The organism is Hydrogenophaga sp. (assembly GCF_030651625.1).
In the GTDB taxonomy this organism is placed as follows: domain Bacteria; phylum Pseudomonadota; class Gammaproteobacteria; order Burkholderiales; family Burkholderiaceae_C; genus Hydrogenophaga.
In genome coordinates, this window is record NZ_JAUSCF010000031.1 from 25661 (window position 1) to 52364 (window position 26704).

25 protein-coding genes are annotated in these 26704 nt (G+C 60.3%); 21 read left to right on the forward strand and 4 right to left on the reverse strand.

The window, feature by feature from the left end:
• Positions 1-21: 21 nt before the first annotated feature.
• Positions 22-1620, reverse strand: coding sequence for an NAD(P)H-hydrate dehydratase (locus Q7V46_RS14810; protein WP_370690355.1), 1599 nt, complete (start codon positions 1618-1620; stop codon positions 22-24).
• 373 nt (positions 1621-1993) lie between these two features.
• On the opposite strand from Q7V46_RS14810, the gene rpsB reads away from it, so the two are divergent.
• The 21 genes from rpsB to Q7V46_RS14915 all read left to right on the forward strand — a co-directional run bounded on the left by rpsB (position 1994) and on the right by Q7V46_RS14915 (position 23559).
• On the forward strand, positions 1994-2749 hold the full coding sequence (gene rpsB, locus Q7V46_RS14815; RefSeq protein WP_304914325.1) for a 30S ribosomal protein S2: 756 nt from the start codon (positions 1994-1996) through the stop codon (positions 2747-2749).
• A gap of 117 nt (positions 2750-2866) precedes the next feature.
• Entirely contained in the window at positions 2867-3784 is a 918-nt protein-coding gene (gene tsf / locus Q7V46_RS14820; RefSeq protein WP_304914326.1) for a translation elongation factor Ts, read from the forward strand.
• A 204-nt stretch (positions 3785-3988) separates the two neighbouring features.
• Complete coding sequence (pyrH, locus tag Q7V46_RS14825; RefSeq protein ID WP_304914327.1) at positions 3989-4699, forward strand: UMP kinase; 711 nt, start codon at positions 3989-3991, stop codon at positions 4697-4699.
• Between the two features lie 39 nt (positions 4700-4738).
• Entirely contained in the window at positions 4739-5299 is a 561-nt protein-coding gene (gene frr / locus Q7V46_RS14830) for a ribosome recycling factor (RefSeq protein WP_304914328.1), read from the forward strand.
• Between the two features lie 31 nt (positions 5300-5330).
• Positions 5331-6101, forward strand: coding sequence for a polyprenyl diphosphate synthase (gene uppS / locus Q7V46_RS14835; RefSeq protein ID WP_304914329.1), 771 nt, complete (start codon positions 5331-5333; stop codon positions 6099-6101).
• Positions 6094-6927: a phosphatidate cytidylyltransferase gene (locus Q7V46_RS14840; protein WP_304914568.1), complete on the forward strand. Its 834-nt coding sequence runs from the start codon at positions 6094-6096 to the stop codon at positions 6925-6927. The genes uppS and Q7V46_RS14840 overlap by 8 nt, the downstream gene beginning before the upstream one ends.
• Positions 6928-6934: 7 nt before the next feature.
• Entirely contained in the window at positions 6935-8119 is a 1185-nt protein-coding gene (ispC, locus tag Q7V46_RS14845) for a 1-deoxy-D-xylulose-5-phosphate reductoisomerase (RefSeq protein ID WP_304914330.1), read from the forward strand.
• Between the two features lie 61 nt (positions 8120-8180).
• The gene (rseP, locus tag Q7V46_RS14850; protein WP_304914331.1) at positions 8181-9545 is read left to right on the forward strand and encodes an RIP metalloprotease RseP; all 1365 of its coding nucleotides are present in this window, start codon (positions 8181-8183) and stop codon (positions 9543-9545) included.
• 13 nt (positions 9546-9558) lie between these two features.
• Entirely contained in the window at positions 9559-11856 is a 2298-nt protein-coding gene (gene bamA, locus Q7V46_RS14855) for an outer membrane protein assembly factor BamA (RefSeq protein WP_304914332.1), read from the forward strand.
• 41 nt (positions 11857-11897) lie between these two features.
• Complete coding sequence (locus Q7V46_RS14860; RefSeq protein ID WP_370690364.1) at positions 11898-12374, forward strand: OmpH family outer membrane protein; 477 nt, start codon at positions 11898-11900, stop codon at positions 12372-12374.
• A 16-nt stretch (positions 12375-12390) separates the two neighbouring features.
• Positions 12391-13443 (forward strand): UDP-3-O-(3-hydroxymyristoyl)glucosamine N-acyltransferase, encoded by a 1053-nt coding sequence (gene lpxD, locus Q7V46_RS14865; protein ID WP_304914334.1) that lies wholly within the window; start codon positions 12391-12393, stop codon positions 13441-13443.
• Positions 13440-13880 carry a 3-hydroxyacyl-ACP dehydratase FabZ gene (gene fabZ / locus Q7V46_RS14870; RefSeq protein WP_304914335.1) on the forward strand — a complete coding sequence of 147 codons (441 nt, stop codon included), beginning with the start codon at positions 13440-13442 and terminating at the stop codon, positions 13878-13880. Before lpxD ends, fabZ begins: the two co-directional genes overlap by 4 nt.
• A gap of 22 nt (positions 13881-13902) precedes the next feature.
• Entirely contained in the window at positions 13903-14691 is a 789-nt protein-coding gene (gene lpxA / locus Q7V46_RS14875; protein ID WP_304914336.1) for an acyl-ACP--UDP-N-acetylglucosamine O-acyltransferase, read from the forward strand.
• 19 nt (positions 14692-14710) lie between these two features.
• Positions 14711-15853 (forward strand): lipid-A-disaccharide synthase, encoded by a 1143-nt coding sequence (gene lpxB / locus Q7V46_RS14880; RefSeq protein ID WP_304914337.1) that lies wholly within the window; start codon positions 14711-14713, stop codon positions 15851-15853.
• On the forward strand, positions 15825-16460 hold the full coding sequence (gene rnhB / locus Q7V46_RS14885) for a ribonuclease HII (protein WP_304914338.1): 636 nt from the start codon (positions 15825-15827) through the stop codon (positions 16458-16460). The genes lpxB and rnhB overlap by 29 nt, the downstream gene beginning before the upstream one ends.
• Entirely contained in the window at positions 16457-17239 is a 783-nt protein-coding gene (locus tag Q7V46_RS14890) for an RNA methyltransferase (RefSeq protein WP_304914339.1), read from the forward strand. The genes rnhB and Q7V46_RS14890 overlap by 4 nt, the downstream gene beginning before the upstream one ends.
• A 267-nt stretch (positions 17240-17506) precedes the next feature.
• Positions 17507-18667: a glutamine-hydrolyzing carbamoyl-phosphate synthase small subunit gene (gene carA, locus Q7V46_RS14895; protein ID WP_304914340.1), complete on the forward strand. Its 1161-nt coding sequence runs from the start codon at positions 17507-17509 to the stop codon at positions 18665-18667.
• Between the two features lie 19 nt (positions 18668-18686).
• Positions 18687-19049 (forward strand): hypothetical protein, encoded by a 363-nt coding sequence (locus tag Q7V46_RS14900; protein WP_304914341.1) that lies wholly within the window; start codon positions 18687-18689, stop codon positions 19047-19049.
• A 73-nt stretch (positions 19050-19122) separates the two neighbouring features.
• Entirely contained in the window at positions 19123-22380 is a 3258-nt protein-coding gene (carB, locus tag Q7V46_RS14905) for a carbamoyl-phosphate synthase large subunit (RefSeq protein WP_304914342.1), read from the forward strand.
• Positions 22381-22598: 218 nt separating this feature from the next.
• Positions 22599-23075 carry a transcription elongation factor GreA gene (gene greA, locus Q7V46_RS14910; RefSeq protein WP_304914343.1) on the forward strand — a complete coding sequence of 159 codons (477 nt, stop codon included), beginning with the start codon at positions 22599-22601 and terminating at the stop codon, positions 23073-23075.
• 16 nt (positions 23076-23091) lie between these two features.
• Positions 23092-23559: a DUF4149 domain-containing protein gene (locus tag Q7V46_RS14915; protein ID WP_304914344.1), complete on the forward strand. Its 468-nt coding sequence runs from the start codon at positions 23092-23094 to the stop codon at positions 23557-23559.
• Between the two features lie 12 nt (positions 23560-23571).
• On the opposite strand, the gene Q7V46_RS14920 is transcribed toward Q7V46_RS14915, so the two are convergent.
• The 3 genes from Q7V46_RS14920 to Q7V46_RS14930 are packed head-to-tail and all read right to left on the reverse strand — an operon-like array spanning position 23572 to position 26698.
• Positions 23572-24177: an ATP-binding cassette domain-containing protein gene (locus Q7V46_RS14920; protein ID WP_304914345.1), complete on the reverse strand. Its 606-nt coding sequence runs from the start codon at positions 24175-24177 to the stop codon at positions 23572-23574.
• A 31-nt stretch (positions 24178-24208) separates the two neighbouring features.
• Positions 24209-24955, reverse strand: a complete 747-nt coding sequence (locus Q7V46_RS14925) for a general secretion pathway protein GspB (RefSeq protein WP_304914346.1) — start codon at positions 24953-24955, stop codon at positions 24209-24211.
• A 9-nt stretch (positions 24956-24964) separates the two neighbouring features.
• Complete coding sequence (locus Q7V46_RS14930; RefSeq protein WP_304914347.1) at positions 24965-26698, reverse strand: AAA family ATPase; 1734 nt, start codon at positions 26696-26698, stop codon at positions 24965-24967.
• Between the last annotated feature and the right edge of the window lie 6 nt (positions 26699-26704).

Consider the following 26704-nt stretch of genomic DNA (forward strand, 5'->3'; position numbering starts at 1 on the left):
ATTGCCTGCCATTGGCAGGGTTCATGAGATCGGGCGAATTCGTCGAGCCAAGCCGCCCGCCGTGAGAGTGGGCTGCCCGGCAGGCACCTCGTGCTGACGGCCGGTATTTCCCCAGCTGTCCGCCAGATTCCCGTGCTGAAACACGGCAGATGCCACACGCCGTCCTGAAGCTCCAATTTTGTTGTTCACGGGTGCTGCGAGCGCGGCACCGATCATGCCGGCCAACACATCGCCTGTGCCTGCGGTCGCAAGACGCCCATTGCCGGAGGCATTGATCCAGGGCGTTTCTTCTGCCTCTGCCACGATGGTGCCTGAGCCCTTCAGCACGCAAATGGCGCCGAACCGGGTGGCCAGGCGTTGTGCGGCAGTCAGTCGGTCGTGCATCACGGTTTCGGTGCTGGTTGCCAACAATCGTGCTGCTTCGAGAGGGTGAGGTGTCAAAACGGTTGTCCATGCGTGCTGTGATCGCTGTGTCAGCAACGCCTGCAAGACGGGATCTCTTGCAATCGCATTGAGTGCATCCGCATCGAGCACGAGACGAGGTGATCTGGTCAGTACGGCGGGCAGAATCCCCGCAACCGCTGCGCCACCGCCACAGCCGCAGACGACCGTGGCCCGTTCGGGCAAGTCTGACTCGAGTATGCGCTGTGTTGTGCGAAACATCAGTTCCGGAGCAAGCGGCTCATAGCGGATTTCCGCAGCAGGGCGTTCACCCATCAGACTCACAAACACCCGGCCCGCTCCTGCGTGCAATGCGGCCGTTGCTGCAAGGATCGCAGCACCCGTCATGCCCTCGCCGTTGATTGCGATGTCCTGACCTCCCAACACCAGAACATCGCCGAAGCTTCCTTTGTGACTCGCATGGGGTCTTCCGGTTGGTGCAACGGTGCCCGGTGCCTCCGCATACAGCCGGGCCATTGGCGACGTATCTGGCTCGTGGACTGCCATCAAGTCGTCGTACCAGACCTCTCCGGCGGCATCCCGCCCCTCATTGGTGAACAAGCCGGGTTTGAGTGTGAGCAGCGAGAGCGTGTATCTGGGCCCGGCCAGATGGCGTCCTTCGCCTGGCTGGTGGTCGGGCAAAGGCTGCAGGACGCCACTTTCCACGTCGAGGCCGCTGGGCAGATCCACACAAACTACGGGAGACGATGTGCTGCGCAAGAGCGACAGCATCTGTGCCATGTCCTTCAAAATCGGACCACTTGCGCCAATGCCGAGCAGCGCGTCAATGGCGAGGTCGAATTGGGCAGGAGCCTCAAGTTGAATCGCCAAACCTGCTTCGCGCGCCGCGGACAACGCCTGCTGGGCATCGGGTGGGAGGGTCTTCGAGAAGGCTGGATTTGCACTGTCGTGGGTGGCGATCACGCGAACGCCGGTTCCCGTTGACACTGTCAGCTGATGCAAGTGCGTCGCCGCAACCAGCCCGTCTCCACCGTTGTTGCCGGGACCACATGCCACCCAGATGCATCTGACATGGGGCTGCACGGCACGCGAAAGCTGAGCCACAGCGAGCCCCGCTCTTGCCATGAGCGTGTGTGGCGGAAGGGCGACTGCCGTCAGGCGCTCGATTTGCCGGGTGGAGTCACGGCCGTGTAGAGCCTCGCGCCGATCGTAGGCCACCCGGCGAATCAATCTGACCTCCCGTGACGTTGAAAAGGAAGGGTCGGAGTTGCGACCACTGGTTGGTGTTGCATGACATGACTTTCCGCAGTCGGCAAGGGGGCAGGGACCAGCGCGGCTTCGCTTCCACCAGGTTCAACGGCGACCTGTCCAATTGCAAGAGGCTTTCAGGCGAAGGGTGACGACCGATATGCCGGATGCTATACTCGATTGGCTTTGCCTGCGGCTGTTTGCGCATTTTTGCGCACCTCGAGGGCCAAGCAAATCGCAAACCGACCCAACCGGGTGTCACTTGGAGTGTTCGCGCCAAAAGGGTGTGTCTTCAAGCTGATCAGGGTCGGATTTAAGACTCAACCTCTGGAAAGTAAACCTTATGTCTATATCCATGCGCGAAATGCTGGAAGCTGGTGTGCATTTTGGCCACCAAACCCGCTTCTGGAATCCCAAGATGGCGCCGTACATTTTCGGCCATCGCAACAAGATCCACATCGTCAACCTCGAAAAGACGCTCCCTCTGTTTGAAGAGGCAGCCAAATTCGTGCGCCAGCTGTCCGCCAATCGCGGCACCATTCTGATGGTGGGTACGAAGCGCCAGTCCCGCGACATCGTGGCTCAGGAAGCGCGTCGCGCCGGTGTGCCCTTTGTTGACCAGCGCTGGCTGGGCGGCATGTTGACGAACTTCAAGACGGTGAAGACCTCGATCAAGCGCTTGAAAGACATGCAGGCACAGAAAGAGGGCGGCCTGGACAGCATGACCAAGAAAGAGCAATTGATGTTTGCTCGCGAAATGGAGAAGCTGGAAAAAGACATCGGCGGCATTCAGGACATGCCCGCATTGCCCGATGCCATTTTCGTCATCGATGTGGGCTTCCACAAGATTGCCGTGCTGGAAGCTCAAAAACTGGGTATTCCTCTGGTGGGCGTGGTGGATACCAACCATTCCCCAGTTGGTATCGACTATGTCATTCCGGGCAACGACGACTCATCCCGTGCGGTGGCGCTGTATGCCCGCGGCATCGCCGATGCCATCCTTGAAGGTCGTGCCAACGCGGTCAACGACGTGGTCAAGGCCGTCTCGAAAGAGGGTGGCGATGAGTTCGTCGAAGTCAAGGAAGATGCGGCCGCTTAATTGCAGCCTGCGTGAGTCAGAGGGGCTCCTGTAGCCCCTTTTTCACAAGTTTTTACCGATTCACATGACATGTCTGCCCGCGCTTCATGGCGCGAGGAAGATCAAGGAGAAAAGACAATGGCGATTACTGCAAGCATGGTGGCAGAGCTGCGTGCCAAAACCGATGCGCCCATGATGGAGTGCAAAAAGGCTTTGACTGAAGCCGAAGGCGACATGGCCAAGGCGGAAGAGTTGCTGAGGGTGAAGCTGGGTACCAAGGCAGGCAAGGCTGCAAGCCGCGTGACTGCCGAGGGTGTAGTGGCCTGCCACATCGATGGCAACACCGGTGCCCTGATCGAAGTCAATTGCGAAACCGATTTCGTCACCAAGAACGACAGCTTTCTGAGTCTGGCCAATGCAGCAGCGCGTCTGGTGGCCGAGCACAATCCTGCCGATCTGGAGGCGCTTGCCGCCCTGCCGTATGCCCAGGAGTCCTTTGGTCCCACGCTGGAAGATGTTCGCAAGGGGCTGATCGGCAAAATCGGCGAGAACATGAGTTTCCGCCGTTTCAAGCGCTACAGCGGATCGGGCAAGCTGGCCAGCTACCTGCATGGCACCCGTATCGGCGTCGTGGTGGAGTTTGACGGAGAAGAAGTTCCCGCCAAGGACACTGCCATGCACATTGCTGCCATGAAGCCAGTGGCGCTCACAAGCGCAGAAGTACCAGCCGATTTCATTGAGCGGGAACGGTCTGTGGCAAGCGCCAAGGCCGAAGAGGCCAACAAGGAGCTGGTGGCCGCCGGCAAGCCGGAGCAAAGTGCCGAAATCACCTCCAAGCGCATCGACGGTGCTGTTCAAAAGTACCTGAAAGAGGTTTCTTTGTTCAACCAGCCGTTCGTGAAGAACGACAAGCAGACCGTGGAGCAGATGCTCAAGGCCGCTGGCACGACGGTCAAGGGCTTTACCCTTTATGTTGTGGGTGAGGGCATTGAGAAGAAAGTAGACGATTTTGCAGCCGAAGTGGCCGCACAGGTGGCAGCAGCCAAGGGCGCCTGAGTCTGATTGATGGTCCGAACCTGCGCAAAATGAGACAACGGGCCGGAAGGCCCGTTGTCACGTGGGACCAGGGACCAAGGACCAGGGAGCGTTCATCGAGCGGACAGCGGTCGTGCAGACCCGTCGTCTGTGGCCCGTGCCGGAGCCGGCACCGCTACACTCGTTGAATAAAAAAACCAGAACACCGTATTGAAGAAAGTCACCATGCCAGCGTACAAACGAATTTTGCTGAAGCTTTCGGGCGAAGCCCTCATGGGGGACGACGCCTTCGGTATCAATCGGGCCACCATCGTTCGCATGGTGGAGGAAATTGCCGAGGTGACGCGCCTGGGCGTCGAAGTGGCCATCGTCATCGGCGGTGGCAACATCTTCCGAGGTGTGGCCGGAGGATCGGTGGGAATGGATAGGGCCACGGCTGACTACATGGGCATGTTGGCCACCGTGATGAACTCGCTGGCGCTGGCCGATGCGCTCGACAAGGCAGGTGTCGTGGCCCGAGTCATGTCGGCGATTGCCATTGAGCAGGTTGTGGAGCCTTACGTGCGCCCCAAGGCGCTTCAGTACCTGGAAGAAGGCAAGGTTGTGGTGTTTGCCGCTGGAACCGGCAACCCCTTCTTCACCACGGACACGGCCGCTGCGCTTCGAGGTGCAGAGATTGGCGCAGAAATTGTCCTCAAGGCCACGAAGGTGGACGGGGTGTATTCGGCCGATCCCAACAAGGACCCGAACGCCACGCGCTACGCGTCGATTTCATTCGATGAGGCCATGGCCCGCAACCTTCAGGTGATGGATGCGACCGCATTTGCCCTCTGCAGGGATCAGAAGCTGCCCGTCAAGGTGTTTTCCATCTTCAAACCAGGAGCCTTGCGCAAAGTGGTTCTGGGCGGCGATGAGGGTACCCTGGTTCACGTTTGATGCACACAACGGAAGCACAGAGAAGGATCGAGGAACAATATGAGTACAGCTGAAATTCGCCAGACCGCCGAGCACAAGATGCAGCAGTCCATCGAATCCTTCAAGAGTGGCTTGACGAAGATCCGCACGGGTCGAGCCAATCCGCTTTTGCTCGACACGGTTCATGTCGACTACTACGGTTCCATGCTCCCTCTTTCGCAGGTGGCCAATCTATCCCTCCTGGACGCACGCACCATCGGCGTGGCGCCGTGGGAAAAAGGCATGGGCGCAAAGATTGAAAAGGCCATTCGGGAGTCCGACCTGGGGCTGAACCCGTCCAGCCAGGGTGATCTGATTCGTGTGCCGATGCCACCCATGACTGAAGAGCGCCGCAAGGAGTTGACCAAGGTGGTGCGCGGCGATGGCGAAGCGGCCAAAATCGCCATTCGCAACCTGCGCAGGGATGCCAACGAAGCCGTGAAAAAGCTGGTGAAGGATAAGCTCGCATCAGAGGACGACGATCGTCGTTCACAAGATGAGATCCAGAAGCTCACCGACCGAATGATCTCGGAGGTCGACAGGCTGGTGGCATCCAAAGAGCAGGACATCCTCGCGGTTTGACTTCAGTACGTCCAATGCGGCTTGATTTCAGATGACAGTCCCTGTTTCATCCCACCAGGTACCCTCGCTGCAGGCTCCGAAGCATGTGGCGATTGTCATGGACGGCAACGGCCGATGGGCCCAGAAGCGCTGGCTTCCCAGGGTGGCTGGGCACAAGCAGGGTGTTGATGCTCTGAGAAAGGCGGTGGCTGCCTGTCTGGAACGCAAGGTACGCATACTCACTGTCTTTGCCTTTTCGTCTGAGAACTGGAGTCGTCCCCCCGATGAAGTTTCAGGTCTCATGGAGTTGTTGGTGATGGCGCTTTCCCGCGAAGTGCCCAAACTGGAGGCCAACGGTGTGCAACTGCACTTTCCCGGAGGCAGGCAAGGGCTTTCCGAAAAGGTGCTGCAGGGGCTGGAGCTCGCAGAGCGAGCGACGCAGCACAACAGCCAGCTGGTCCTCAACGTGTGTTTCAACTACGGCGGGCGGTGGGATGTGGTGCAAGCAGCCCAGAAACTGGCATCCCAGGGTGTCGAGATCACTGAGGCCAGCCTGTCCCAAGCCATGTCCATGGCACATGTGAGCGACCCGGATCTGATGATTCGCACGGGTGGGGAGCAACGCATCAGCAATTTCCTGCTCTGGCAGGCGGCCTACACCGAACTCTATTTCACCGAGTGTCTTTGGCCGGATTTTGATGCAGCCGAACTGGATCGGGCTTTGGCTGACTACGCCGGTCGACAGAGGCGTTTCGGGCAGACGGCGGAGCAATGCGCCCCGGTGGAGGCAGCGCCTGTCCTGGCAGGCAGTTGCCATGCTTAGACAGCGCATCATCACAGCACTCCTTTTGCTGGCCGTTTTGCTGCCAGCATTGTTTTATTCCGATACCCGCCCATTCACGGCACTGAGCCTGCTTCTCGTCATGACCGGCGGGTGGGAGTGGGCGCGTCTCAATGGATGCCGGGCTGGTTTGTCCTTGTTTCTGGGCTTCTTCCTTGGATTGGCAATGGCGCTTTTCTGGTTTTGGGGTGGACTGGATCGTTCCTGGCGATCGGGCTGGATTGTGGTCGGGCTGATTTGGGTGGTGCTTGCAATCGGTATGCTTTCCCGTGGCGTGGCAGGGTGGGCGGTCTGGCCGTCTCCCCTGCGGTTGTGGATCGGGTTGTTCTTGATCTGCTGTGCGTGGCTGGCACTGGTACAGGCGAGGCAAATGGGGCTTGCATTCTTGCTGTCGGTGCTTCTGCTGGTGTGGATGGCCGATATCGCCGCGTATTTCGGGGGCAAGGCATTTGGGCGTCGGAAACTGGCGCCCAAGATCAGTCCTGCAAAGAGCTGGGAGGGGGCTATCAGCGGCTTGTTTGGCGTGTGTCTGCTTGCTGCCTGCTGGCTCTGGGCAGATGCCAGTGGCCTTGGCAATCAGGGGAGCCTTTATGCGCGACTCTGGCAATTGGGCCCGCTATTGGGCGTTGCATCGCTCTTCTTCCTTGTGGCCATGAGCGTGGTCGGCGATTTGCTGGAGTCCTTGGTCAAACGCAGCGCTGGGGTGAAAGACTCAAGTCAAATGCTTCCGGGTCATGGGGGTGTTCTGGATCGGGTCGATGCGTTGCTTCCGGTGTTGCCCTTGTCCATGATGCTGGTCCTGCTGTGAAATTTGCATGAACACGCACCAAACTGTCACGATACTGGGTTCGACTGGGTCCATTGGCGTCAATACGCTGGATGTCATTGCCCGCCATCCCGAACGCTTCATCATTCATGCGCTGACCGCATCGACTCAGGTCGACCTGCTGCTCAAGCAATGCAAACAGTTTCGGCCACGCTATGCGGTCATGGTCAGCGATGAGCATGCTGTGGCGTTGAGGAACAAGGTGCGGCTGTTGGGGCTGGACGTCGAAGTGCTGTCCGGGGAACGCGCGCTGTGCGAAGTCAGTGAAGATCCTGACGTCGATATCGTGATGGCATCCATCGTTGGAGCTGCGGGCCTGGCGCCCAGTCTGGCCGCGGCCGCTGCGGGAAAGAAACTCCTTCTGGCCAACAAGGAAGCGTTGGTCGTCGGTGGTGGGCTTTTCATGGAAACAGTCAGGCTGGGCGGCGCCACATTGCTGCCCATCGACAGCGAGCATTCGGCCATCTTCCAATGCCTGCCTGAACATCCCTCCCACTGGCCAAAGCGGATTGACCACATTTTGCTGACGTCTTCAGGTGGGCCGTTCAGACAGACGCCTCTGGAGACACTGGCGGCCATGACGCCCGAGCAGGCATGTGCGCATCCGAACTTCGTCATGGGTCGCAAGATATCGGTGGATTCAGCGACCATGATGAACAAGGCGCTGGAAGTGATCGAGGCCCGATGGCTTTTTGATCTGGCGCCAGAGAAAATCAAGGTCTTGATTCATCCTCAGCAGATCATCCATTCGATGGTGCAGTTCAAGGACACTTCCGTGCTGGCGCAATTGGGTACGCCAGACATGCGTGTGCCCATTGCCTACGGTCTTTCATGGCCGGAGCGAATGGACAGCGGTGCACAGCCGCTGGACTTTTCGACGCTGGCGTCGCTCACTTTTGTCGAGCCTGACCAGGTACGCTACCCAGGGTTGTTCCTCGCCTGGGAAGCACTTCGGTCCCCAGAAGGGACAACGGCTGTCCTGAATGCTGCGAACGAAGTCGCCGTGGCCGCTTTTCTGGATGGTCGCCTGCGATTCGATCAGATTCATGCGGTCAACCATGCAACTTTGTCTGGGTTGCTGCCCTCCAAACCAGCAAATCTCGCTGGCTTGATGGCGATAGACTCTGAAGCCCGTGCGATGGCCGAGGCGCAAATCTTGCGTTTGCAGAAGTGAGCGGCGCAGAATTCAATCAAGCGCACTCGCTCACGCTTTTCCGCATTTAGGAATCCCTGCCATGCTTACCCTGATTGCGTTTGTCGTTGCACTCGGCGTCCTGATCGCCATCCATGAGTACGGTCATTACCGAGTGGCTGTGGCTTGTGGTGTGAAGGTACTGCGTTTTTCCGTGGGTTTCGGCAAGCCCCTGCTGCGCTGGCAACGCAAGGGAAGTCCCACCGAGTTCGTTCTTTGTGCATTGCCTTTGGGTGGGTACGTTCGCATGCTCGATGAGCGGGAGGGCCCGGTCGATGCGGCAGAGAGACACCTGGCGTTCAACACCCAGCCGTTGCGGTCTCGCGCTGCGATCGTCGCGGCAGGCCCCGCCGCGAACCTGCTCCTGGCAGCCGTGCTGTATGCGGTGGTGAACTGGAGTGGGGTAGAAGAACCCAAGCCCATTCTCGGGAGCCCTGTTGCTGGCTCGCTGGCGGAACAGGCAGGCATTGTCAGCGGTGACTGGGTGGCAAGCGCTTCCGTGGGCAACTCAGAGGCTGTGGATGTGGGCTCTTTCGGCGACTTGCGTTGGCGGTTGACCCAGGCGGCGCTGTCTGGCGACGACATGACACTGTGGGTCGGCAAGGGGGAGGGCGCCGCTACGCGTCCTGTTCTCTTGCCCCTGGGTCGGTTGGACGTGCGAGAGGTGGATGCAAAGTTGTTTGAGCGGATGGGGATTACCGCGCCCTGGAGTGCGCCGGTGGTTGGCGGCGTGATGGAAGGAGGTGCCGCAGCCGAGGCGGGACTTCTGCCTGGGGACAAGGTGAGGGCGGTGAATGGTGCTCCCGTCGCTGACGGTCAGCAATTGCGATCGTTGATCAGGACTGGCGTGAACCCGGACGGGCAGCCGGTGGTCCAGGCCTGGCAACTGGAACGGGCGGGACAGATATTCACGCTTCAGGTGTCACCCGCCGCTGAGATGGTGGATGGCATTCTTGTGGGACGCATTGGCGCCTACATCGGCGCAGCGCCAGAATTCATGATTGTGAAGTACGGACCTGTGGACGGTCTCGTGCAGGGTGTGGTGCGCACCTGGGAGGTGTCCTGGCTTACCCTCAAGATGATGGGGCGCATGCTCATCGGGGAAGCATCTGTCAAGAATCTGAGCGGGCCGCTCACCATCGCCGACTACGCAGGCAAGTCTGCGAGCCTGGGACTCACGTCCTATCTTCTGTTCCTGGCCCTGATCAGCGTGAGTCTGGGCGTGCTCAACTTGTTGCCTTTGCCTGTCTTGGACGGAGGGCACCTGATGTATTATCTTTGGGAGGGTGTGACTGGGCGTAGCGTATCCGACGCCTGGATGGAGCGCCTGCAGCGCGGTGGTGTTGTTGTGTTGATGGCACTCATGTCCGTAGCCTTGTTCAATGATGTGGTCCGCCTGGCGGGCTGAACATTTCCTTCCCATGAAAAAAATCAAAAATGGTTGGCGCGGCCTGACGCTCTCTGCGCTCGCCGTCTCTTTGCTGTCGGCGCTCCCGGCTTGGGCCGTGGATCCATTCACGCTGCGCGATATCCGCGTCGAAGGTCTGCAACGCGTTGAGCCAGGAACCGTGTTTGCATCGCTCCCCTTTCGCATTGGTGATCTCTACAACGACGACAAGGGCTCAACTGCCATACGGTCGCTGTTCGGACTTGGTTTGTTCAGCGATGTCCGTCTCCAGATCAACGGCGACGTGCTGGTGGTGATTGTTGAAGAAAGGCCTTCCGTTGCCGACGTGAGCTTCTCAGGCATCAGGGAGTTCGATGCCGAGGTACTGAAGAAGGCTTTGCGCGACATTGGCCTGACAGAAGGGCGACCCTTCGACAAGGCATTGGCAGACCGGGCAGAGCAGGAGCTCAAGCGCCAATACATCAACCGGAGCATGTACGCTGCAGAAGTGACCACCACAGTCACTCCCGGAGAGCGCAACCAGGTCAATCTCAACTTCAGCGTGGTCGAGGGTGATGTTGCCAAGATCCGGGATATTCGCGTCGTCGGCAGCCAGGCCTTTCCAGAATCCACCCTGCGGGGTTTGTTCGACCTTGACACGGGCGGCTGGTTGAGCTGGTACACCAAATCCGATCGCTATTCCAGAGAAAAGCTGAACGCTGACTTGGAGAAACTGCGCTCGTACTACCTCACGCGTGGCTATCTGGAGTTCCGCATCGATTCGACCCAGGTGGCCATTGACCCGGAAAAAGATGGCATGTCCATCACCATCAACATCACGGAAGGCAATCGCTACGTCGTGTCGGCCGTGGCACTGGAAGGTGAGTACCTTGGCAAGGACGAGGAATTCAAGCGCCTGGTGACTCTGCAGGCTGGCGAGGCCTACAACGCAGAAGAGGTGGCCAATACGGTGAAGGCCTTCACCGACTACTTTGGCGCTTTTGGATATGCATTCGCGCAAGTGGATGCGGTGCCAGAAATCGACCGGGTGAACAATCAGGTGTCATTCGTGCTGAGGGCACAGCCACAACGGCGCGTGTACGTGCGCCGCATCAATGTCGAAGGCAACAACCGCAGCCGCGATGAAGTGATCCGCCGTGAGTTTCGCCAGTTGGAGTCTGCCTGGTACGACAGCGACCGTATCCGGCTGTCGCGAGATCGGGTGGATCGTCTGGGGTTCTTCACCGAAGTCGGTATCGATACACAGCCGGTACCTGGAACACCGGATCAAGTGGACCTGGTGGTGACCGTGGCAGAGAAGCCCACGGGCAACCTCTCCATCGGTGCAGGGTATTCCCAGGCAGACAAGCTTTCGTTCCTTGCCGGCATCCAGCAGGAGAACGTGTTTGGCTCGGGCAACTACCTTGGACTCAACCTCAACACGAGCAAGTTCAACCGACAGTTCGTGCTGACCACCACCAACCCCTATTTCACGCCCGAGGGAATTTCACGTACTTTTGATGTCTATTACAAGACGACCCGTCCCTACACGGAGCAAGGGGGCGATTACCGTATCGTGACCCCAGGGGTGGCAGTGCGATTTGGTGTTCCGTTTACCGAGCGCGATACCGTGTTTTTTGGCCTGGGGGCAGAGCGCATCCGAATTGACGAAGGCAATCAACTGCCTGTGGCCTACCGCGATCAGGACGGGACTTATTTTCCAGCCACGATCGGATGGACCCGCGATGGGCGCGACAGTGCTCTGGTGCCCAACGAAGGCCGGTTGCAGCGTTTCAACACCGAGTTCGGTCTCAGCAGTGACAAGCGGTACGTGAAGCTCAACTACCAGGTTCAGCAATACATTCCATTGACCCGGCAGTACACGCTGGCCTTCAACGGCGAACTCGGGGTGGGACGAGGAATCAACGGGGACTTCCCTGTGCTGAAGAATTTCTATGGTGGCGGTCTCGGTTCTGTGCGAGGTTTCGACCAGGGAACCTTGGGTCCACGCTCAGAGGTGATTGGTTCCACGACCGGCGAGACTGTCAACGTGGGTGGAGCCAAGAACTTTGTACTCAACACCGAATTCATTGCGCCATTCCCTGGTGCAGGCAATGACCGCACTTTGCGCATGTTTGCATTCGTGGACGTGGGTAACGTCTATGGAGAAAGGGAGAAGGTGACCTTCTCTGACATGCGTGCTTCGGCGGGCGTGGGTCTGAGCTGGGTCTCTCCCATCGGCCCCTTGCGCTTTGCCTACGCGACCCCGATTCGCAAGTTTGCAGGGGATAGAATCCAGAAATTCCAGTTTCAGATCGGAACCTCCTTTTGATGAATGCTTCCCTATTTTCGGTACTTCGAGCCGGTGCACTGATGATCATTGCCAGCGTGATGGCGGTGTCTGCGCTGGCCCAGGACTTTCGAATTGGTTTTGTGAACACGGACCGTATTTTTCGAGAAGCTTCCCTGGCCAAGACGGCGCAGGCCAAGCTTGAGCAGGAATTCCTGAAGCGCGAGAAAGAGGTGCAGAACCTGGCGGCACAACTCAAGAGTGCCTCGGAAAAATTCGAGCGCGAGGCGCCCACGCTGGCCGAGAGCCAGCGGGTGGTTCGCCAGCGCCAGCTGATCACGCAGGATCAGGAATTCCAGCGCAAGCAGCGCGAGTTCCAGGAAGACCTCAATTTGCGCAAGAACGAAGAACTCCAGGCCGTGCTTGAGCGCGCCAACCGAGTGATCAAGCAGATCGCAGAAGCTGAAAAGTACGACCTCGTGATTCAGGAAGCTGTGTACATCAACCCCAAGCACGACATCACCGACAAGGTGTTGAGCAGCTTGAACAACGCCAAGTAGCGCGCGGAGGGTGGGCGTGTCTACAACCCTGGGTGACATCGTCGATGCCCTGGGGGGCACACTGGTGGGTCCCGGTGATGCCGAAATTCTGCGGCTTGCACCTGTGGGCTCAGCCTCAGCGGGCGATTTGACTTTCGTTTCCCACGCCCGGTACGCCAGCCAGCTTGCGACCACTGGTGCGGTGGCGGTGATCGTGCCTCCGGCGTTGCAGGCGCAGGCCGCTGCCAGGGGGCCCTGCGTGGTCACTGACGATCCCTACCTCTATTTCGCGCGCCTGACGCAATGGTGGCGACGCGCGCATGAACAGCGTCCCGCCGCTCAACTCGATCCGCTTGCGAGTGTCCACCCCAGTGCGACCATTGGAGACGACGTCGATGTGGGACCCTTCGCCGTGATCGGTGCTGGGGCGCATGTGGGCAGAGGCGCTCGGGTCGGGCCCCATACCGTGGTGGGTGCAGGCGCACGGGTGGGTGAAGCTACGTGGCTTCATCCGCGCGTTGTGGTGGGGGAGCGCTGTGTCGTTGGCGCTCGCTGCGTGATTCACTCCGGTGCAGTCATCGGAGCCGATGGATTTGGCTTCGCCCCTCACCAGGGCGCCTGGGTCAAGATCGAACAACTCGGGTCGGTTCGCATCGGTGACGATGTCGAAATCGGCGCAAACACCTGCATCGATCGCGGCGCACTTGACGACACGGTGATTGAAGACGGCGTGAAGCTGGACAACCTGATCCAGATCGGGCACAACGTGCGCGTGGGTGCCCATTCCGCCATGGCGGGCTGTGTGGGCGTGGCTGGCAGTGCCGTTATCGGGGCGCATTGCACCGTGGGCGGGGGCGCCGTGGTGCTCGGCCATCTCACGCTGGCTGACGGCGTGAACATTTCAGCTGCCTCAGTGGTGACGCGATCGATTGGCCGGCCAGGTCACTACACCGGCATGTTTCCCATCGACGACAATGCCACCTGGGAGAAGAACGCCGCTTCCCTGAAACAGCTCAACCGTTTGCGCGAGCGGCTCAAGGCCGTCGAGCAGGCGATCGAAAAAGCATCAGAAAAGAATACGAAACCATGATGGACATTCACGAGATTCGCAAGCAACTGCCGCACCGCTATCCCTTCTTGCTGGTGGACCGGGTGCTCGAGCTCGAAAAGGGCAAGCGCATCAAGGCGATCAAGAACGTCACCATCAACGAACCCTTCTTTGGCGGGCATTTTCCGAATCGGCCAGTGATGCCGGGGGTGCTGATGCTGGAGGCGATGGCACAGGCGGCGGCATTGCTGGCATTTGACACCGCCGGTGTGACCATGGACGACAAGACCGTCTACTACTTTGCCGGTATTGATGGGGCACGGTTCAAGCGGCCGGTGGAGCCAGGCGATCAACTCGTCATGGACGTTGAACTCGATCGCATGAAGTCAGGCATCTACAAATTCAAAGGCGTGATTCGTGTCGCAGGAGACGTGGTTTGTGAGGCAGAGTTGATGTGCACCATGCGCACCATTGCCTGATCGTACCGGTGGAGTGTGTCTCGTGACTCAGATTCATCCCACTGCGCTCGTGGATCGCTCTGCAGAGATCGACCCGACTGTCACCGTCGGCCCGTATACGGTGATTGGCCCTCATGTGAGGATTGGCGCGGGTACGACGATCGGTGCGCACTGTGTGATTGATGGGCGCACCACCATCGGGCAGGACAACCGGATATTCCAGTTCAATTCGCTTGGCGCCATACCGCAAGACAAAAAGTATGCGGGAGAGCCCACCGCGTTGCTCATTGGAGACCGCAACACCATTCGCGAATTCTGCACCTTCAATCTGGGCGTGCCCGGTGCAGGGGGCGTGACACGAGTCGGCAATGACAACTGGATCATGGCTTATACCCACATCGCCCACGATTGCCTGGTTGACAACCACACCACACTGGCGAACAACACCACTTTGGCAGGTCACGTCCATCTGGCCGACTGGGTCACGGTGGGTGGTTTGACGGGCATTCATCAGTTCGTTTCAGTGGGCGCTCACGCCATGATCGGTTTTGCCAGTGCCGTCACACAAGACGTGCCGCCCTTCATGCTTGTGGATGGCAATCCGTTGGCGGTTCGCGGGTTCAACCTCGTGGGGCTGCGTCGCCGCGGGTTCACGCCTGACCGTGTGGCCGCCGTCAAGCAGATGCACAAGCTGCTCTATCGCCAGGGCCTCACGCTTGAGCAGTCGCGCAGCGGCATCGAAGCGCTGGCTGGCGAAATGCCCGCAGCGGCTGCCGATGTGGACATGATGAATCGCTTCCTGGCGTCTGCGACCCGCGGCATCGCCCGCTAACGGGTTGCTGGGCTCATTCATGGACACGCAACGCCGGTTTGCGATGGTGGCTGGCGAGACCTCTGGAGATCTGCTCGCTGGCCTTCTGTTGCAGGCCATGCGCCAGCGCTGGCCTGATCTGGTGGCCTCGGGTATCGGCGGCCCGCGCATGGTCGAACAAGGATTTGACGCCTGGTGGCCCAGCGATCGTCTGGCTGTTCGGGGCTACCTGGAGGTATTGCCCAAGCTGCTGGCTATTCTGCGTATTCGAAATCGCCTGCGAGAGCGATTGCTGGCGCAGCCGCCAGCACTGTTTATTGGTGTGGACGCGCCCGATTTCAATTTCGGACTGGAAGCCGACCTCAAGGCAGCGGGTATGCGCACCGTGCATTTTGTCTGCCCCTCTTTCTGGGCCTGGCGGCCTGAGAAAGTGGAAAAGGTGAGACGTGGGGCCGACCATGTGCTTTGCATTTTTCCGTTTGAGCCCGCCTTGCTGGCTGAGCATGGCATTGCTTCCACCTACGTGGGTCATCCGATCGCACACTTGATACCCATGAATCCCGATCGTGCCGCGGCCCGGCGCCAGCTGGGCTTGCGCGATGAGGACCATGTGGTGGCCATACTCCCGGGCAGCCGCGCTTCGGAAGTGCAGTACCTCGCAAGGCGATTTTTTGCGGCTGCAGCATTGATGCTGGAAGCGCGCCCGGGGCTGCGTTTTGTGGTGCCTGCGGTTCCCGCGCTGCGCGAGCGCATCGGACAACTGGCTGCGGCAAGCGGCCTGGGCGATTCGCTGATCCTCGTTGAGGGACAATCGCACGTTGTTCTGGCTGCCTGCGATGTCACGCTGATCGCCAGTGGCACAGCCACGCTGGAAGCCGCTCTGTTCAAGCGGCCGATGGTGATCGCCTACAACATGAACCGGCTGTCCTGGCACATCATGCGCCGCAAACAACTGCAGCCCTGGGTGGGCTTGCCGAACATCCTGTGTGGCGAATTCGTCGTGCCCGAGTTGCTGCAGGACGCTGCAACACCCGATGCACTGGCACGCGCCACGCTGGCTTGGCTCGATGACCCCGACAAAGCCAACGCATTGCAGGCACGATTTTCGGCATTGCATGAAACCTTGCGACGTGACACCGCGCAACTCGCCACCGATGCGATCGAAAAAGTTCTTCAAGGCTGAACAGGCTTCCCTTGTCTGGGACGGGCCTGGTCTGTTGGCCGGCGTAGACGAGGCCGGGCGAGGCCCGCTCGCTGGTCCGGTGGTGGCCGCAGCCGTGATCCTGGATGAGCTCAAGCCCATCAAGGGTCTGGCCGACTCCAAGCAGCTCACCGCCAGGCGCAGGGCAACCCTCTACGACGAAATACGCGCCAAGGCATTGTGCTGCAGCATCGCGATGGCCTCGGTGGAGGAGATTGATCGACTCAATATCCTGCAGGCGACCATGCTCGCGATGCAACGTGCGGTGCGGGGCCTGCGCCTGAAGCCGCACAAGGTGCTGGTCGACGGCAACCGCCTGCCAGCGCTGGACATATTGGCAGAAGCCGTCGTGTCGGGTGATGCACTGGTGCCAGCCATTTCAGCAGCATCGATCATCGCCAAAGTCACGCGCGATCGCATGCTGGAGGACCTGCATCTGAGACACCCTGCTTACGGATTCAACCGCCACAAAGGCTATGGAACGGTCCTCCATCTGCAGGCGCTTGAAATACATGGTGCTTTGCCCGACCACCGCCGATCCTTCGCTCCGGTTGCGCGCGTGCTGGCCATTGAAAAGGCCAAGCCATGAACGCTCCCAGCACCATCACATCGCGGGAGAATCCACTGCTCAAGCGTCTTCGTGTGCTGGCAAGAGACAACGCCGCGTACCGCAAACAGGGTCAGATCTGGCTTGAGGGTGACCACCTTTGCCGTGCTTTGCTTGCCCGCAACCAGAAGCCCGAACTGGCACTGTTCACGGAGAAGGGCTGGGCTGAGGCGCCGCCTGTCCTCCGTCAGGCAGCGGCAAAGAATCATGTGCTTCCAGAGGCTTTGATGAAAAGCATCAGTGGACTGGAGTCGCCGGCCGAGGTTGGTTTTGTCTGGAATATGCCTGCCGCACCCGTGCTCTGGCCTGGGCAGGCCACGGTGGTGCTGGACCGTTTGCAGGACGCTGGCAATGTGGGTTCCATTCTGCGCAGCGCGGCGGCATTCGGGTTCGCGCAGGTGCTCGCCGTCAAGGGAACGGCTGCTTTATGGTCTCCCAAGGTGGTTCGTGCTGCGATGGGCGCCCATTTCGGCTTGCACCTTGTTGAAGGTTTGTCGGTAGAGGAGCTGCCCGCCTTGCAGGTGCCGATGGTGGTGACCAGCTCTCATCAAGGCACCTTGTTGCAGCAGGCGAGGCTGCCTAGCCCGTGCGCATGGGTGATGGGGCATGAGGGTCAGGGCATTGGTGAAGCGCTGCAAGAGATGGCGAGCTTGTCGGTACGCATCCCGCAGCCCGGCGGAGAAGAGTCGCTCAACGCTGCCGCCGCTGCTGCCATCTGCCTTTATGCCAGCGCCGTGAGTTCCGTAGGTGTGCCTGGATAGCAGGCGAACCATTGGCAGGCGGCGGACTGCCAGATACCGATACTTGGGGTTGGGCATTCTTGTCCAATGGGCCAGTTCTGCGGCGGGCTATAATTCCGGGGTTTACCCGCAATCGGCGCCACCCGCTGCGCCCGCCCGGCTTCCTGTCCAGGTTCAGTGTCTTTTTTCGTCGTTCCGGCTGGCCCGTCTCGGCGATTTCGGACGCGATTCCTCCCCGGTAGTGCCCCATGGCGGGCGTGGGTGCGCCCATCACTTCTGGAGAACCCCGTGCTTCCCGTCCACCCGAAAGCCCTTCTCGCGCTAGCCGACGGCACGGTCTTTACAGGCATCTCCATTGGCGCAACCGGCCAGACTTGTGGCGAGGTGGTGTTCAACACCTCGATGACCGGTTACCAGGAGATCCTCACCGATCCGAGCTATTGTCAACAGATCGTCACGCTCACCTATCCGCACATCGGTAACACCGGCGTGAACAAGGAAGACGTGGAGGCCAGCCGCATCCATGCTGCTGGACTGATCATCAAGGACCTGCCTTTGCTGGCATCGAACTTTCGCAGCGAAGAGTCCTTGTCCCAATACCTGCTCCGAGAGGGCACGGTCGCCATCGCCGACCTTGACACCCGAGCCCTGACCCGGCATCTGCGCACCCATGGCGCCACCAATGGCTGCATTCTGGCCCTGCCGATGGGCGAAGCGCTGACCGATGCGCACCGTTCGCAGGCCATCGCAGCAGCCAAAGCCGCGCCCGACATGAGCGGGCAGGATCTGGCCAAAGTGGTTTCGGTCGATGCGCCTTACAACTGGTCGCAGACCGAATGGCAACTGGGCTTTGGCTACGGTGAGCAGATTGCGCCTCGCTTTCACGTGGTCGCCTACGATTTCGGCGTCAAACACAACATCTTGCGCATGCTGAGCGCACGTGGCTGCAAGATCACCGTGGTGCCGGCTCAGACGCCCGCTGCAGACGTGTTCAAGCTCAAGCCCAATGGCGTGTTCCTGTCCAACGGCCCCGGCGACCCGGAACCTTGCGACTACGCCATTGAGGCCACCCGTGAAATCATTGAGAGCGGCGTGCCGACCTTCGGCATTTGCCTGGGGCACCAGATCATGGCGATTGCCAGCGGTGCCAAGAGCTACAAGATGAAGTTCGGCCACCATGGCGCCAACCATCCGGTGAAAGACCTGGACAGCGGTCGCGTGTCCATCACCAGCCAGAACCACGGTTTTGCTGTGGACGAAAAGTCGTTGCCGGCGAGTTTGCGTGCCACACATGTCAGCTTGTTCGATGGCACGCTGCAGGGTCTGGCTCGCACAGACCAGCCTGCATTCTGCTTCCAGGGCCACCCGGAAGCATCGCCAGGACCACACGACATCGGCTACCTTTTCGATCGGTTCATCACGCTCATGCAAGACCGCGTGGCGGCTTGATGTCAACCAGGAGCCATCCATGAAGCTCTTCAGTTTTCCGGTATTTGCGGTGGAAAAGGCAATCTCCAAGCGCATGTTGTCGCTGGAGCCCCAGCATCGCGACTGGTTCGCCCAGCGATGGGCGCAGAAACCCTATCGCAAGGCTTTTCTTGAAAACAAGGCCATGCCGTTGGTGACCCTGGTGGCCAAAGGCAAGACCTGGGACGAAGAGACCTTCAACGCCGAAATGGCGGCATGGGACGCCTTGTTCTATCCCGCCGAAGTCGAAGTGTTGCGCCCCATGATCGAAGGCGACGGCCTGCTGCAACTGATGCAGAAAAACGTGCCGGCCGAGCGTGTGAAGGCCCTGCTGAACAAACTGGAAACCCAGCGGCAGGCTTGAGAGAGTGGGGGGATTTCGCTGAACTCCCTCCACCTCAGACCAGCCCGCGCGACCCACCAATACAAGCGAACCCATGCCAAAAAGAACAGACATCCAGACCGTCCTCATCATCGGCGCTGGCCCGATCATCATTGGTCAGGCCTGCGAGTTCGACTACTCGGGCGTGCAGGCCTGCAAGGCCTTGCGAGAAGAGGGCTACAAGGTCATTCTGATCAACAGCAACCCTGCCACGATCATGACGGACCCGGCCACGGCCGACGTCACCTACATTGAGCCGATCACCTGGCAGACGGTGGAAAAAATCATTGTCAAGGAGCGTCCGCTTGCCCAGGGTGGTTTTGCCATCCTGCCCACCATGGGCGGACAGACCGCACTCAACTGCGCACTCGACCTCTGGCGCAACGGTGTGCTGGCAAAGCACGATGTCGAACTCATCGGCGCCACCCCAGAAGCGATCGACAAGGCAGAAGACCGCCTGAAGTTCAAGGACGCCATGACCAAGATCGGTCTGGGATCGGCGCGCTCGGGCATTGCCCACAGCCTGGACGAAGCCTGGGGTGTGCAGAAGACTGTGGGCTTCCCCGTGGTCATCCGCCCCAGCTTCACGCTGGGGGGTACCGGTGGCGGCATTGCCTACAACCCGGAAGAATTCGAGACCATCTGCAAGCGAGGCCTTGAAGCCTCGCCCACCAACGAGCTGCTGATTGAAGAATCGCTGCTCGGCTGGAAAGAGTACGAGATGGAAGTGGTGCGCGACAAGGCGGACAACTGCATCATCGTCTGCTCCATTGAAAACCTCGACCCGATGGGAGTGCACACCGGCGACTCCATCACCGTGGCACCGGCCCAGACGCTGACCGACAAGGAATACCAGATTCTGCGCAATGCCTCGCTGGCCGTGCTGCGCGAAATTGGCGTGGACACCGGTGGCTCCAACGTGCAGTTCTCCATCAACCCGAAAGACGGGCGCATGGTGGTGATCGAGATGAACCCGCGGGTCTCGCGTTCGTCTGCACTGGCTTCCAAGGCCACGGGCTTCCCCATTGCCAAGGTCGCGGCCAAGCTGGCCGTGGGCTACACACTCGACGAATTGCGCAACGAAATCACGGGCGGTGCCACGCCAGCGTCGTTTGAGCCGTCCATCGATTACGTGGTGACCAAGATCCCGCGTTTCGCCTTCGAAAAATTCCCCACCGCCGATAGCCGCCTGACTACTCAAATGAAGAGCGTGGGCGAGGTCATGGCCATGGGCCGCACCTTCCAGGAGTCGTTCCAGAAGGCCTTGCGCGGCCTTGAGGTCGGCGTGGATGGCATGAACGAAAAGACGCAGGACCGTGAAACGCTGGAGCGCGAACTGGGTGAGCCTGGCCCCGACCGCATCTGGTACGTGGGCGATGCGTTTGCCGCTGGCTGGACGCTGGAAGAGGTACACCAATTCACCAAGATCGACCCCTGGTTCCTGGTTCAGATCGAAGAGATCGTGAAGATCGAACTCACGCTGGAGAAAACCAGCCTGGAAGCGATCGACGCCGAAGCGCTGCGCGGCCTGAAAAAGAAGGGCTTCTCTGACCGGCGCCTGGCCAAGCTGCTCAAGACCAACGACCAGGCCGTGCGCGAGCGCCGCATTGCCGAAAACATCCGCCCGGTCTACAAGCGTGTGGACACCTGCGCGGCCGAGTTCGCCACCGATACTGCCTATCTGTATTCGACCTACGAAGGCCATGGCGACGGCGAGTGCGAAGCCGAGCCGACGAACAACAAGAAGATCATGGTGCTGGGCGGTGGCCCCAACCGCATTGGTCAGGGCATCGAGTTCGACTACTGCTGCGTGCACGCCGCACTCGCCATGCGCGAAGATGGTTACGAGACCATCATGGTCAACTGCAACCCGGAAACCGTTTCCACCGACTACGACACCAGCGACCGTCTGTATTTCGAGCCACTTACACTGGAAGATGTGCTGGAGATCGTCGACAAGGAAAAGCCACTGGGCGTGATCGTTCAGTACGGCGGTCAGACGCCTCTGAAGCTCGCTCTGGGTCTGGAAGCTGCGGGCGTGCCCATCATCGGCACCAGCCCGGACATGATCGATGCTGCAGAAGACCGAGAGCGGTTCCAGCAGCTGCTGCACACCTTGGGGCTGCGCCAGCCCCCCAATGCCACCGCGCGCGCCGAGCCGGAGGCGCTCGAGAAAGCTGCCGCACTGGGTTATCCGCTGGTGGTGCGCCCGAGCTACGTGCTGGGTGGTCGTGCGATGGAAATCGTGCACGAGCAGCGTGACCTCGAACGCTACATGCGCGAAGCCGTGAAGGTCAGCAACGACTCGCCGGTGCTGCTCGACCGCTTTTTGAATGACGCCATCGAGTGCGACGTGGATGCGATCCGCGACCACACTGGCCGCGTCTTCATTGGCGGGGTGATGGAGCACATTGAGCAGGCCGGCGTGCACAGCGGTGACTCCGCCTGTTCGCTGCCACCGTATTACCTGAGCAAGGCCACCGTGGACGAGCTCAAGCGCCAGACTGCCGCCATGGCCGAAGGTCTGAATGTGATCGGCCTGATGAACGTGCAGTTCGCCATCCAGGAAGTGGAAGAGAGCGGCGTGAAGAAGGATGTGATCTTCGTGCTCGAAGTGAACCCGCGCGCTTCGCGCACCGTACCCTTCGTGTCCAAGGCCACCGGTATACAGCTGGCCAAGGTGGCTGCGCGCTGCATGGCCGGGCAGTCGCTGGACGACCAGGGCATTGGCGCCGAGGTCACGCCGCCGTACTTCAGCGTCAAGGAAGCCGTCTTTCCGTTCGTCAAGTTCCCGGGTGTAGACACCATTCTTGGCCCGGAGATGAAGTCCACGGGCGAAGTGATGGGTGTGGGCAAGACCTTTGGCGAGGCCTTCGTCAAGAGTCAGATGGGTGCCGGCACCAGGCTGCCGACGTCCGGCAAGGTGTTTCTCACGGTCAAGAACGGCGACAAGCCCCGTGCGGTGGAAGTGGCCCGCCAGCTCATCGACATGGGTTTCGAGCTGGTGGCTACGCGGGGAACCGCAGCGGCCATCACCGAAGCTGGCGTGCCAGTGCAGACGGTGAACAAGGTGACCGAAGGTCGCCCGCATATCGTGGACATGATCAAGAACGGCGAAATCGTGCTGGTCATCAACACGGTGGAAGAGCGGCGCAATGCCATCACCGATTCGCGCGCCATCCGCACATCGGCTCTGCTGGCACGTGTGACCACCTTCACCACCATCGCAGGGGCGGAAGCGGCCGTCGAAGGCATGCAGTATCTGGACAAGCTGGATGTGATTTCGGTCCAGGAGATGCACGCGCAGCTCTGAAGGAAAGTTTCTGAATCTGGGTGCCGCACCGTCCGTGTGGCTCCAGTCAGGTTCGCTTCTGGCCGACGCCCCGCTGTCGTCATGAGGCCATGAAAATGCCCACGGGTTCAAGGCGTGTTTGCCCGGATTGGGCGACCGAATCTTTCGCGGCATAATGTGGTTTCTATATCACCGCCGAGCGGCAACGCCCGGCGGTTTGCTTTTGGAGGCCCGAACACATGTCCACCCTTCCCATCACCAAGCGTGGCGCTGAAAAGCTCAAGGAAGAGCTTCATCGCCTCAAAACCGTCGATCGTCCCTGGGTGATCAACGCGATCGCGGAAGCGCGCGCGCAAGGCGACCTGAGCGAAAACGCCGAATACGACGCTGCCAAGGATCGCCAGGGATTCATTGAAGGCCGTATCGCCGAGATCGAAAGCAAGCTCGCTGCTGCGCAGATCATCGACCCGGTGTCCGTGGAAGCCGGTGGCCGCGTTGTTTTTGGCGCGACCGTTGAACTGGAAGAAGAAAGCAGTGGCGAGGCCGTGACGTACCAGATCGTCGGCGAAGACGAAGCCGATCTGAAGCAGGGCCTGGTGAACATCAGCAGCCCGATCGCTCGCGCGCTGATCGGCAAGGAAGAGGGCGACGTGGCCGAGGTTCAGGCACCAGGCGGCACCCGCCGTTACGAAATCGTGGCCGTGCGCTACGCGTAGAGCAGCTGCACAGTTCATGCAGCGTCTGTCGTTGTTCCTCGCAGCCCTTTGGTGGGGTGGCATCACGGCATTGAGCTTTATGGCTGTGCCGTTGCTTTTTGCCCGTCTCGGGGCACCGGTGGCTGGGCCAGTGGCGGCCCAGCTGTTTTCTCTTCAGAGCTGGGCCGGTATTTTCATCGGGCTGGCCATGCTGTTGGTGTTGCGGCTTCAGCGCCCAGGCGGCGGTGCCGATCCTGACGTAAGTCGGGTCTTGCTTAATTCACCGGTGCTCGGCACCATGGGCTTTGTGCTGTTGGCCATGTTGCTGGCCATGTTGCAGGAATTCGGCGTTGCCCAGAAGATCGTGAACGCGCGAGCCACAGGCGGTGACCTTCGCTTCTGGCACGCGATGGGCAGTGCCATGGTGCTGGGGCAGTGGTTGTGTGCAGGTGCCTTGTTGTGGCGGGTGGGTCAAGTCAGTCGGGATCCTGCCTCACCTGCTTGAACATCGGGGCCGTCAAAGCCCGATCACGACTTTCGGGTTCACGCCTTTTGGCACGCTGTGATCGGCCAGCAGCCAGGCCCTGTCGGTGTGCCCAGATGCCTCATCGAGCAAGTCACACAAAAACCGTGAGGACGGTCCATCCAGTGCAGCGAACGGTTGGTCCAGCAGAACCACAGGCGTATTGGCCGCAAAAGCCGCCACCCACCACACCTTGCGCCGGCTGCCAGTTGAGAGCATGTACAAGGGTTTGGCCAAATGCGGTTCCAGCGAAAAACCCTGGACAAGTGGTGCGAAGCGGCGGGTGTCGAAATGAGGAAAGTGCTCGCTCTGGCTCTTCAGAAATTCGTTGGCCGTGATCGCGTTGTGGATGTCCGTTTGGGGGTCGATCCAGAAGACTTTATGACGATAGGTGCCAGGGTGCTCATCGCATTTGATGCCATCGATGACCAGGCGGCCTGATTGCGGCTGGATGGCACCCGCGAGCAAGGCCAGCAGCGTGCTTTTTCCGACGCCATCGTCGCCAACCACCACGCTCACACCAGCAGGCACTTGAAAGCTGAGTTGTTCGAACAGCGGCTGCTGCGGCCAACTGAAACACAGGTCTTCTACCGATAGCATCGTCTTTCGCGATGGGTCCATCTTCTGCTTTTTAGAAGCCAATGCTGTAGCGAGTGCCTTGGAAGTTGAGCACAGCACTTCGCTGACCGATGGTTTCCACCTGAAGGCCCGGCGCGATCTCATCGCCTTCCTGAATGACCTTGCCGTTGGCGATCAGCGTGCGTAGTTTCGGGTTGCTGGAGTAGGTGGATCCGCTCACGTTCACCTGAGGTAACTGCGCACGGAGTTCTGGAGACAACTCCGCGAAGCGACGAACCGGCGCTGCAGGTGGCGCTGTGCCTGCGGTGGCCGCTGGCGTCGTGGCAGGTGCTGCTGGCGCTGCGGGCGTTGATGCGCCTTCTGCGGCTGCAGTGGTGCCAGCAACGCTGCCGCTCGCTTGGGTACGTACTGCCCGGGGAGGAGGCGGTGGTGGTGAAGGGGGCGGCGCCAGAATGGGAAGGTCGGGTGCCTGGGTTGTCAATGGCTCGGATGGTGCAGGCTCCAGCACCGGCGCTTCCGTTGTTGGCGTTGGTGAAGGTGCCGGGCCAGGTACCAAAACGGGCGCGGATGCGGTCACCTGTCGATTTTCAGTGGTGGGCCAGAAATACCACCCCACCACCAAAGCCAGTACCAGCAGACCCACCCAGGTGGCGTACGGTGGCAGCCTGGTGCTTTGACGCTGCCGGTCGCGCTGGAAACTGCCGCTGGGCAGGTTCTGGCTGTGCAGGCTCGGCACGGTCCCGCGTTCGCGCTCTCTTTCGGTGTCTGCGCGTTTGAGCGCATCAAGAATGTAGGACATCGGCTTGCCTCAGGTGGACGGTGACCTGAGACGGGGCTCGTTCACGCCACTGACCCGGTTGAGTTGCATGAAGGTCATCGGACCGGCCAGGCCATCGGTTTCCAGACCCTGGCTGCGCTGAAACGCCTCTATTTGGCTTGTCAGGTTGTTTGCAGAAGCGATCGTCGGTTGGCGGGTTGCCAACCGGTCGAGTTGCTGCCTTAACCAGGCACCTGCCGCACCGGTGTTTCCCTGGCGGAGTTCGCCCTCGTGGCCTGGCGGGAGTTGCCACAGTGTGGTGTAGTCACCTCGCCAGATATCGGCGAGCACGCTCAGGGGAAGCAGCCATGTTTCAGAGCCTGCACGAAGAGTGGCTGTGTCTGGCGTGATGGCCGTCAGCAAGGCCCATCGGTTGTCCTGGCCAGGTAGGTGCAGGGTGAGCACCGCCGGGCGATCCATCTGCCCCAGGCCATGCAGGGTCATGCGGTTGGTCCGGAAACACTGCAAGTCGAGTCGCAATGCGCTGGCACAAGGGTTGGCGCCGACCAGAGGTCTGTTCCAGAGGGCACCCAGTTCACGCAATCCGGCTGATTCGCTGGTGAGCAAAGCGCTGGCTGAGGGCAGGCTGCTGGAGGGGGCAGGCGCTTCCGCAGGTGCTGCTGCGGCAAGGCCTGTGCTGCTTGCGTCTGATTGGGTGGGAGCAGCGCCTGCAGAGGGAGAGTGCGGCGTGGGTGTGGTGGCTGATGGGGCTGCTGTGGGGGAAGGTGCGACTTCAGATGCTGATGTCGGGGCAGTGGTGGTGGCCGGAGGCACGGGCGACCCTGGCCAGAGCCAGAAAAGGGCGGCGGCGGCCAGGCCTCCACCCAAGGCGCCCAGCAGCAGGTTCTTGGCACCTGCGGTCCATTGGAGTGCCCGCGTGGGGGCTACCGCAGGGGCGCTCTCGGCGGTTTCAAACACTTCGGCTGCTGCCTTGTTCACCACAGCCTCGTCCACACGGGGCAAGCCATTCGCGTAGGCGCCCAGGAGGGAGCGATCGCAGAGCAAGTTGATACGGCGGGGAACGCCGCGCGTGATGGCATGAATGCGCTGCAGGGCGCCCGCAGAAAACGGCATCGGGCCACGCAGGCCGCCGATGCCCATGCGGTGCTGGATGTACTGGCTGGTTTCACCTTCGGTGAGTGCGCCCAGGTGAAACCGGGCGATGACACGCTGCGCCAGTTGCTCCAGTTCCGGCCTGGCCACCATTTGGCGGAGTTCGGGCTGTCCGATCAGGATCACCTGTAGCAACTTGCGTTCGGAAGTCTCCAGGTTGGTCAGCAGCCGAAGTTGCTCCAGCACGTGTGGCGTGAGGTTTTGTGCCTCGTCGATGATCAGAATGTTCTGCTGACCCTTGGCATGGCTTGCCAGCAGGTACTCGTTGAGCGGATCCAGGTGGTCCTTGATCGTGGGGGGGCCGATGCCCGTGTGCTGGACCGGAATCTGGAATTCATGGCAGATCGTCTTGAGAAGGTCTGACACCGTCAATTTGGGGTTGAAGATGTAGGCCACCCGGCAGTGCTCGGGCATCTGCTCGAGGAAGCAGCGGCAGATGGTGGTTTTGCCGGCACCGATTTCACCGCTGAGCAACACAAACCCGCCACCGCCCCGTATGCCGTACAGCAGATGCGCCAAAGCCTCCCGATGGCGCTCACTCATGAAGAGGTAGTGCGGATCGGGAGCGATCGAAAAAGGCTCTTGTTTTAGACCAAAGTATTCGGCGTACATGCCCGG

Coding starts and splice junctions, on each gene's coding strand:
- Q7V46_RS14925 (WP_304914346.1), bottom strand. CDS start 24,955: ATGTCCTACATTCTTGATGCGCTCAAACGCGCAGACACCGAAAGAGAG.
- bamA (WP_304914332.1), top strand. CDS start 9,559: ATGAAAAAAATCAAAAATGGTTGGCGCGGCCTGACGCTCTCTGCGCTC.
- Q7V46_RS14930 (WP_304914347.1), bottom strand. CDS start 26,698: ATGTACGCCGAATACTTTGGTCTAAAACAAGAGCCTTTTTCGATCGCT.
- uppS (WP_304914329.1), top strand. CDS start 5,331: ATGACAGTCCCTGTTTCATCCCACCAGGTACCCTCGCTGCAGGCTCCG.
- frr (WP_304914328.1), top strand. CDS start 4,739: ATGAGTACAGCTGAAATTCGCCAGACCGCCGAGCACAAGATGCAGCAG.
- Q7V46_RS14900 (WP_304914341.1), top strand. CDS start 18,687: ATGAAGCTCTTCAGTTTTCCGGTATTTGCGGTGGAAAAGGCAATCTCC.
- Q7V46_RS14860 (WP_370690364.1), top strand. CDS start 11,898: ATGATCATTGCCAGCGTGATGGCGGTGTCTGCGCTGGCCCAGGACTTT.
- greA (WP_304914343.1), top strand. CDS start 22,599: ATGTCCACCCTTCCCATCACCAAGCGTGGCGCTGAAAAGCTCAAGGAA.
- rpsB (WP_304914325.1), top strand. CDS start 1,994: ATGTCTATATCCATGCGCGAAATGCTGGAAGCTGGTGTGCATTTTGGC.
- pyrH (WP_304914327.1), top strand. CDS start 3,989: ATGCCAGCGTACAAACGAATTTTGCTGAAGCTTTCGGGCGAAGCCCTC.
- carB (WP_304914342.1), top strand. CDS start 19,123: ATGCCAAAAAGAACAGACATCCAGACCGTCCTCATCATCGGCGCTGGC.
- lpxB (WP_304914337.1), top strand. CDS start 14,711: ATGGACACGCAACGCCGGTTTGCGATGGTGGCTGGCGAGACCTCTGGA.
- Q7V46_RS14920 (WP_304914345.1), bottom strand. CDS start 24,177: ATGCTATCGGTAGAAGACCTGTGTTTCAGTTGGCCGCAGCAGCCGCTG.
- Q7V46_RS14840 (WP_304914568.1), top strand. CDS start 6,094: ATGCTTAGACAGCGCATCATCACAGCACTCCTTTTGCTGGCCGTTTTG.
- Q7V46_RS14890 (WP_304914339.1), top strand. CDS start 16,457: ATGAACGCTCCCAGCACCATCACATCGCGGGAGAATCCACTGCTCAAG.
- fabZ (WP_304914335.1), top strand. CDS start 13,440: ATGATGGACATTCACGAGATTCGCAAGCAACTGCCGCACCGCTATCCC.
- Q7V46_RS14915 (WP_304914344.1), top strand. CDS start 23,092: ATGCAGCGTCTGTCGTTGTTCCTCGCAGCCCTTTGGTGGGGTGGCATC.
- tsf (WP_304914326.1), top strand. CDS start 2,867: ATGGCGATTACTGCAAGCATGGTGGCAGAGCTGCGTGCCAAAACCGAT.
- rseP (WP_304914331.1), top strand. CDS start 8,181: ATGCTTACCCTGATTGCGTTTGTCGTTGCACTCGGCGTCCTGATCGCC.
- ispC (WP_304914330.1), top strand. CDS start 6,935: ATGAACACGCACCAAACTGTCACGATACTGGGTTCGACTGGGTCCATT.
- rnhB (WP_304914338.1), top strand. CDS start 15,825: ATGCGATCGAAAAAGTTCTTCAAGGCTGAACAGGCTTCCCTTGTCTGG.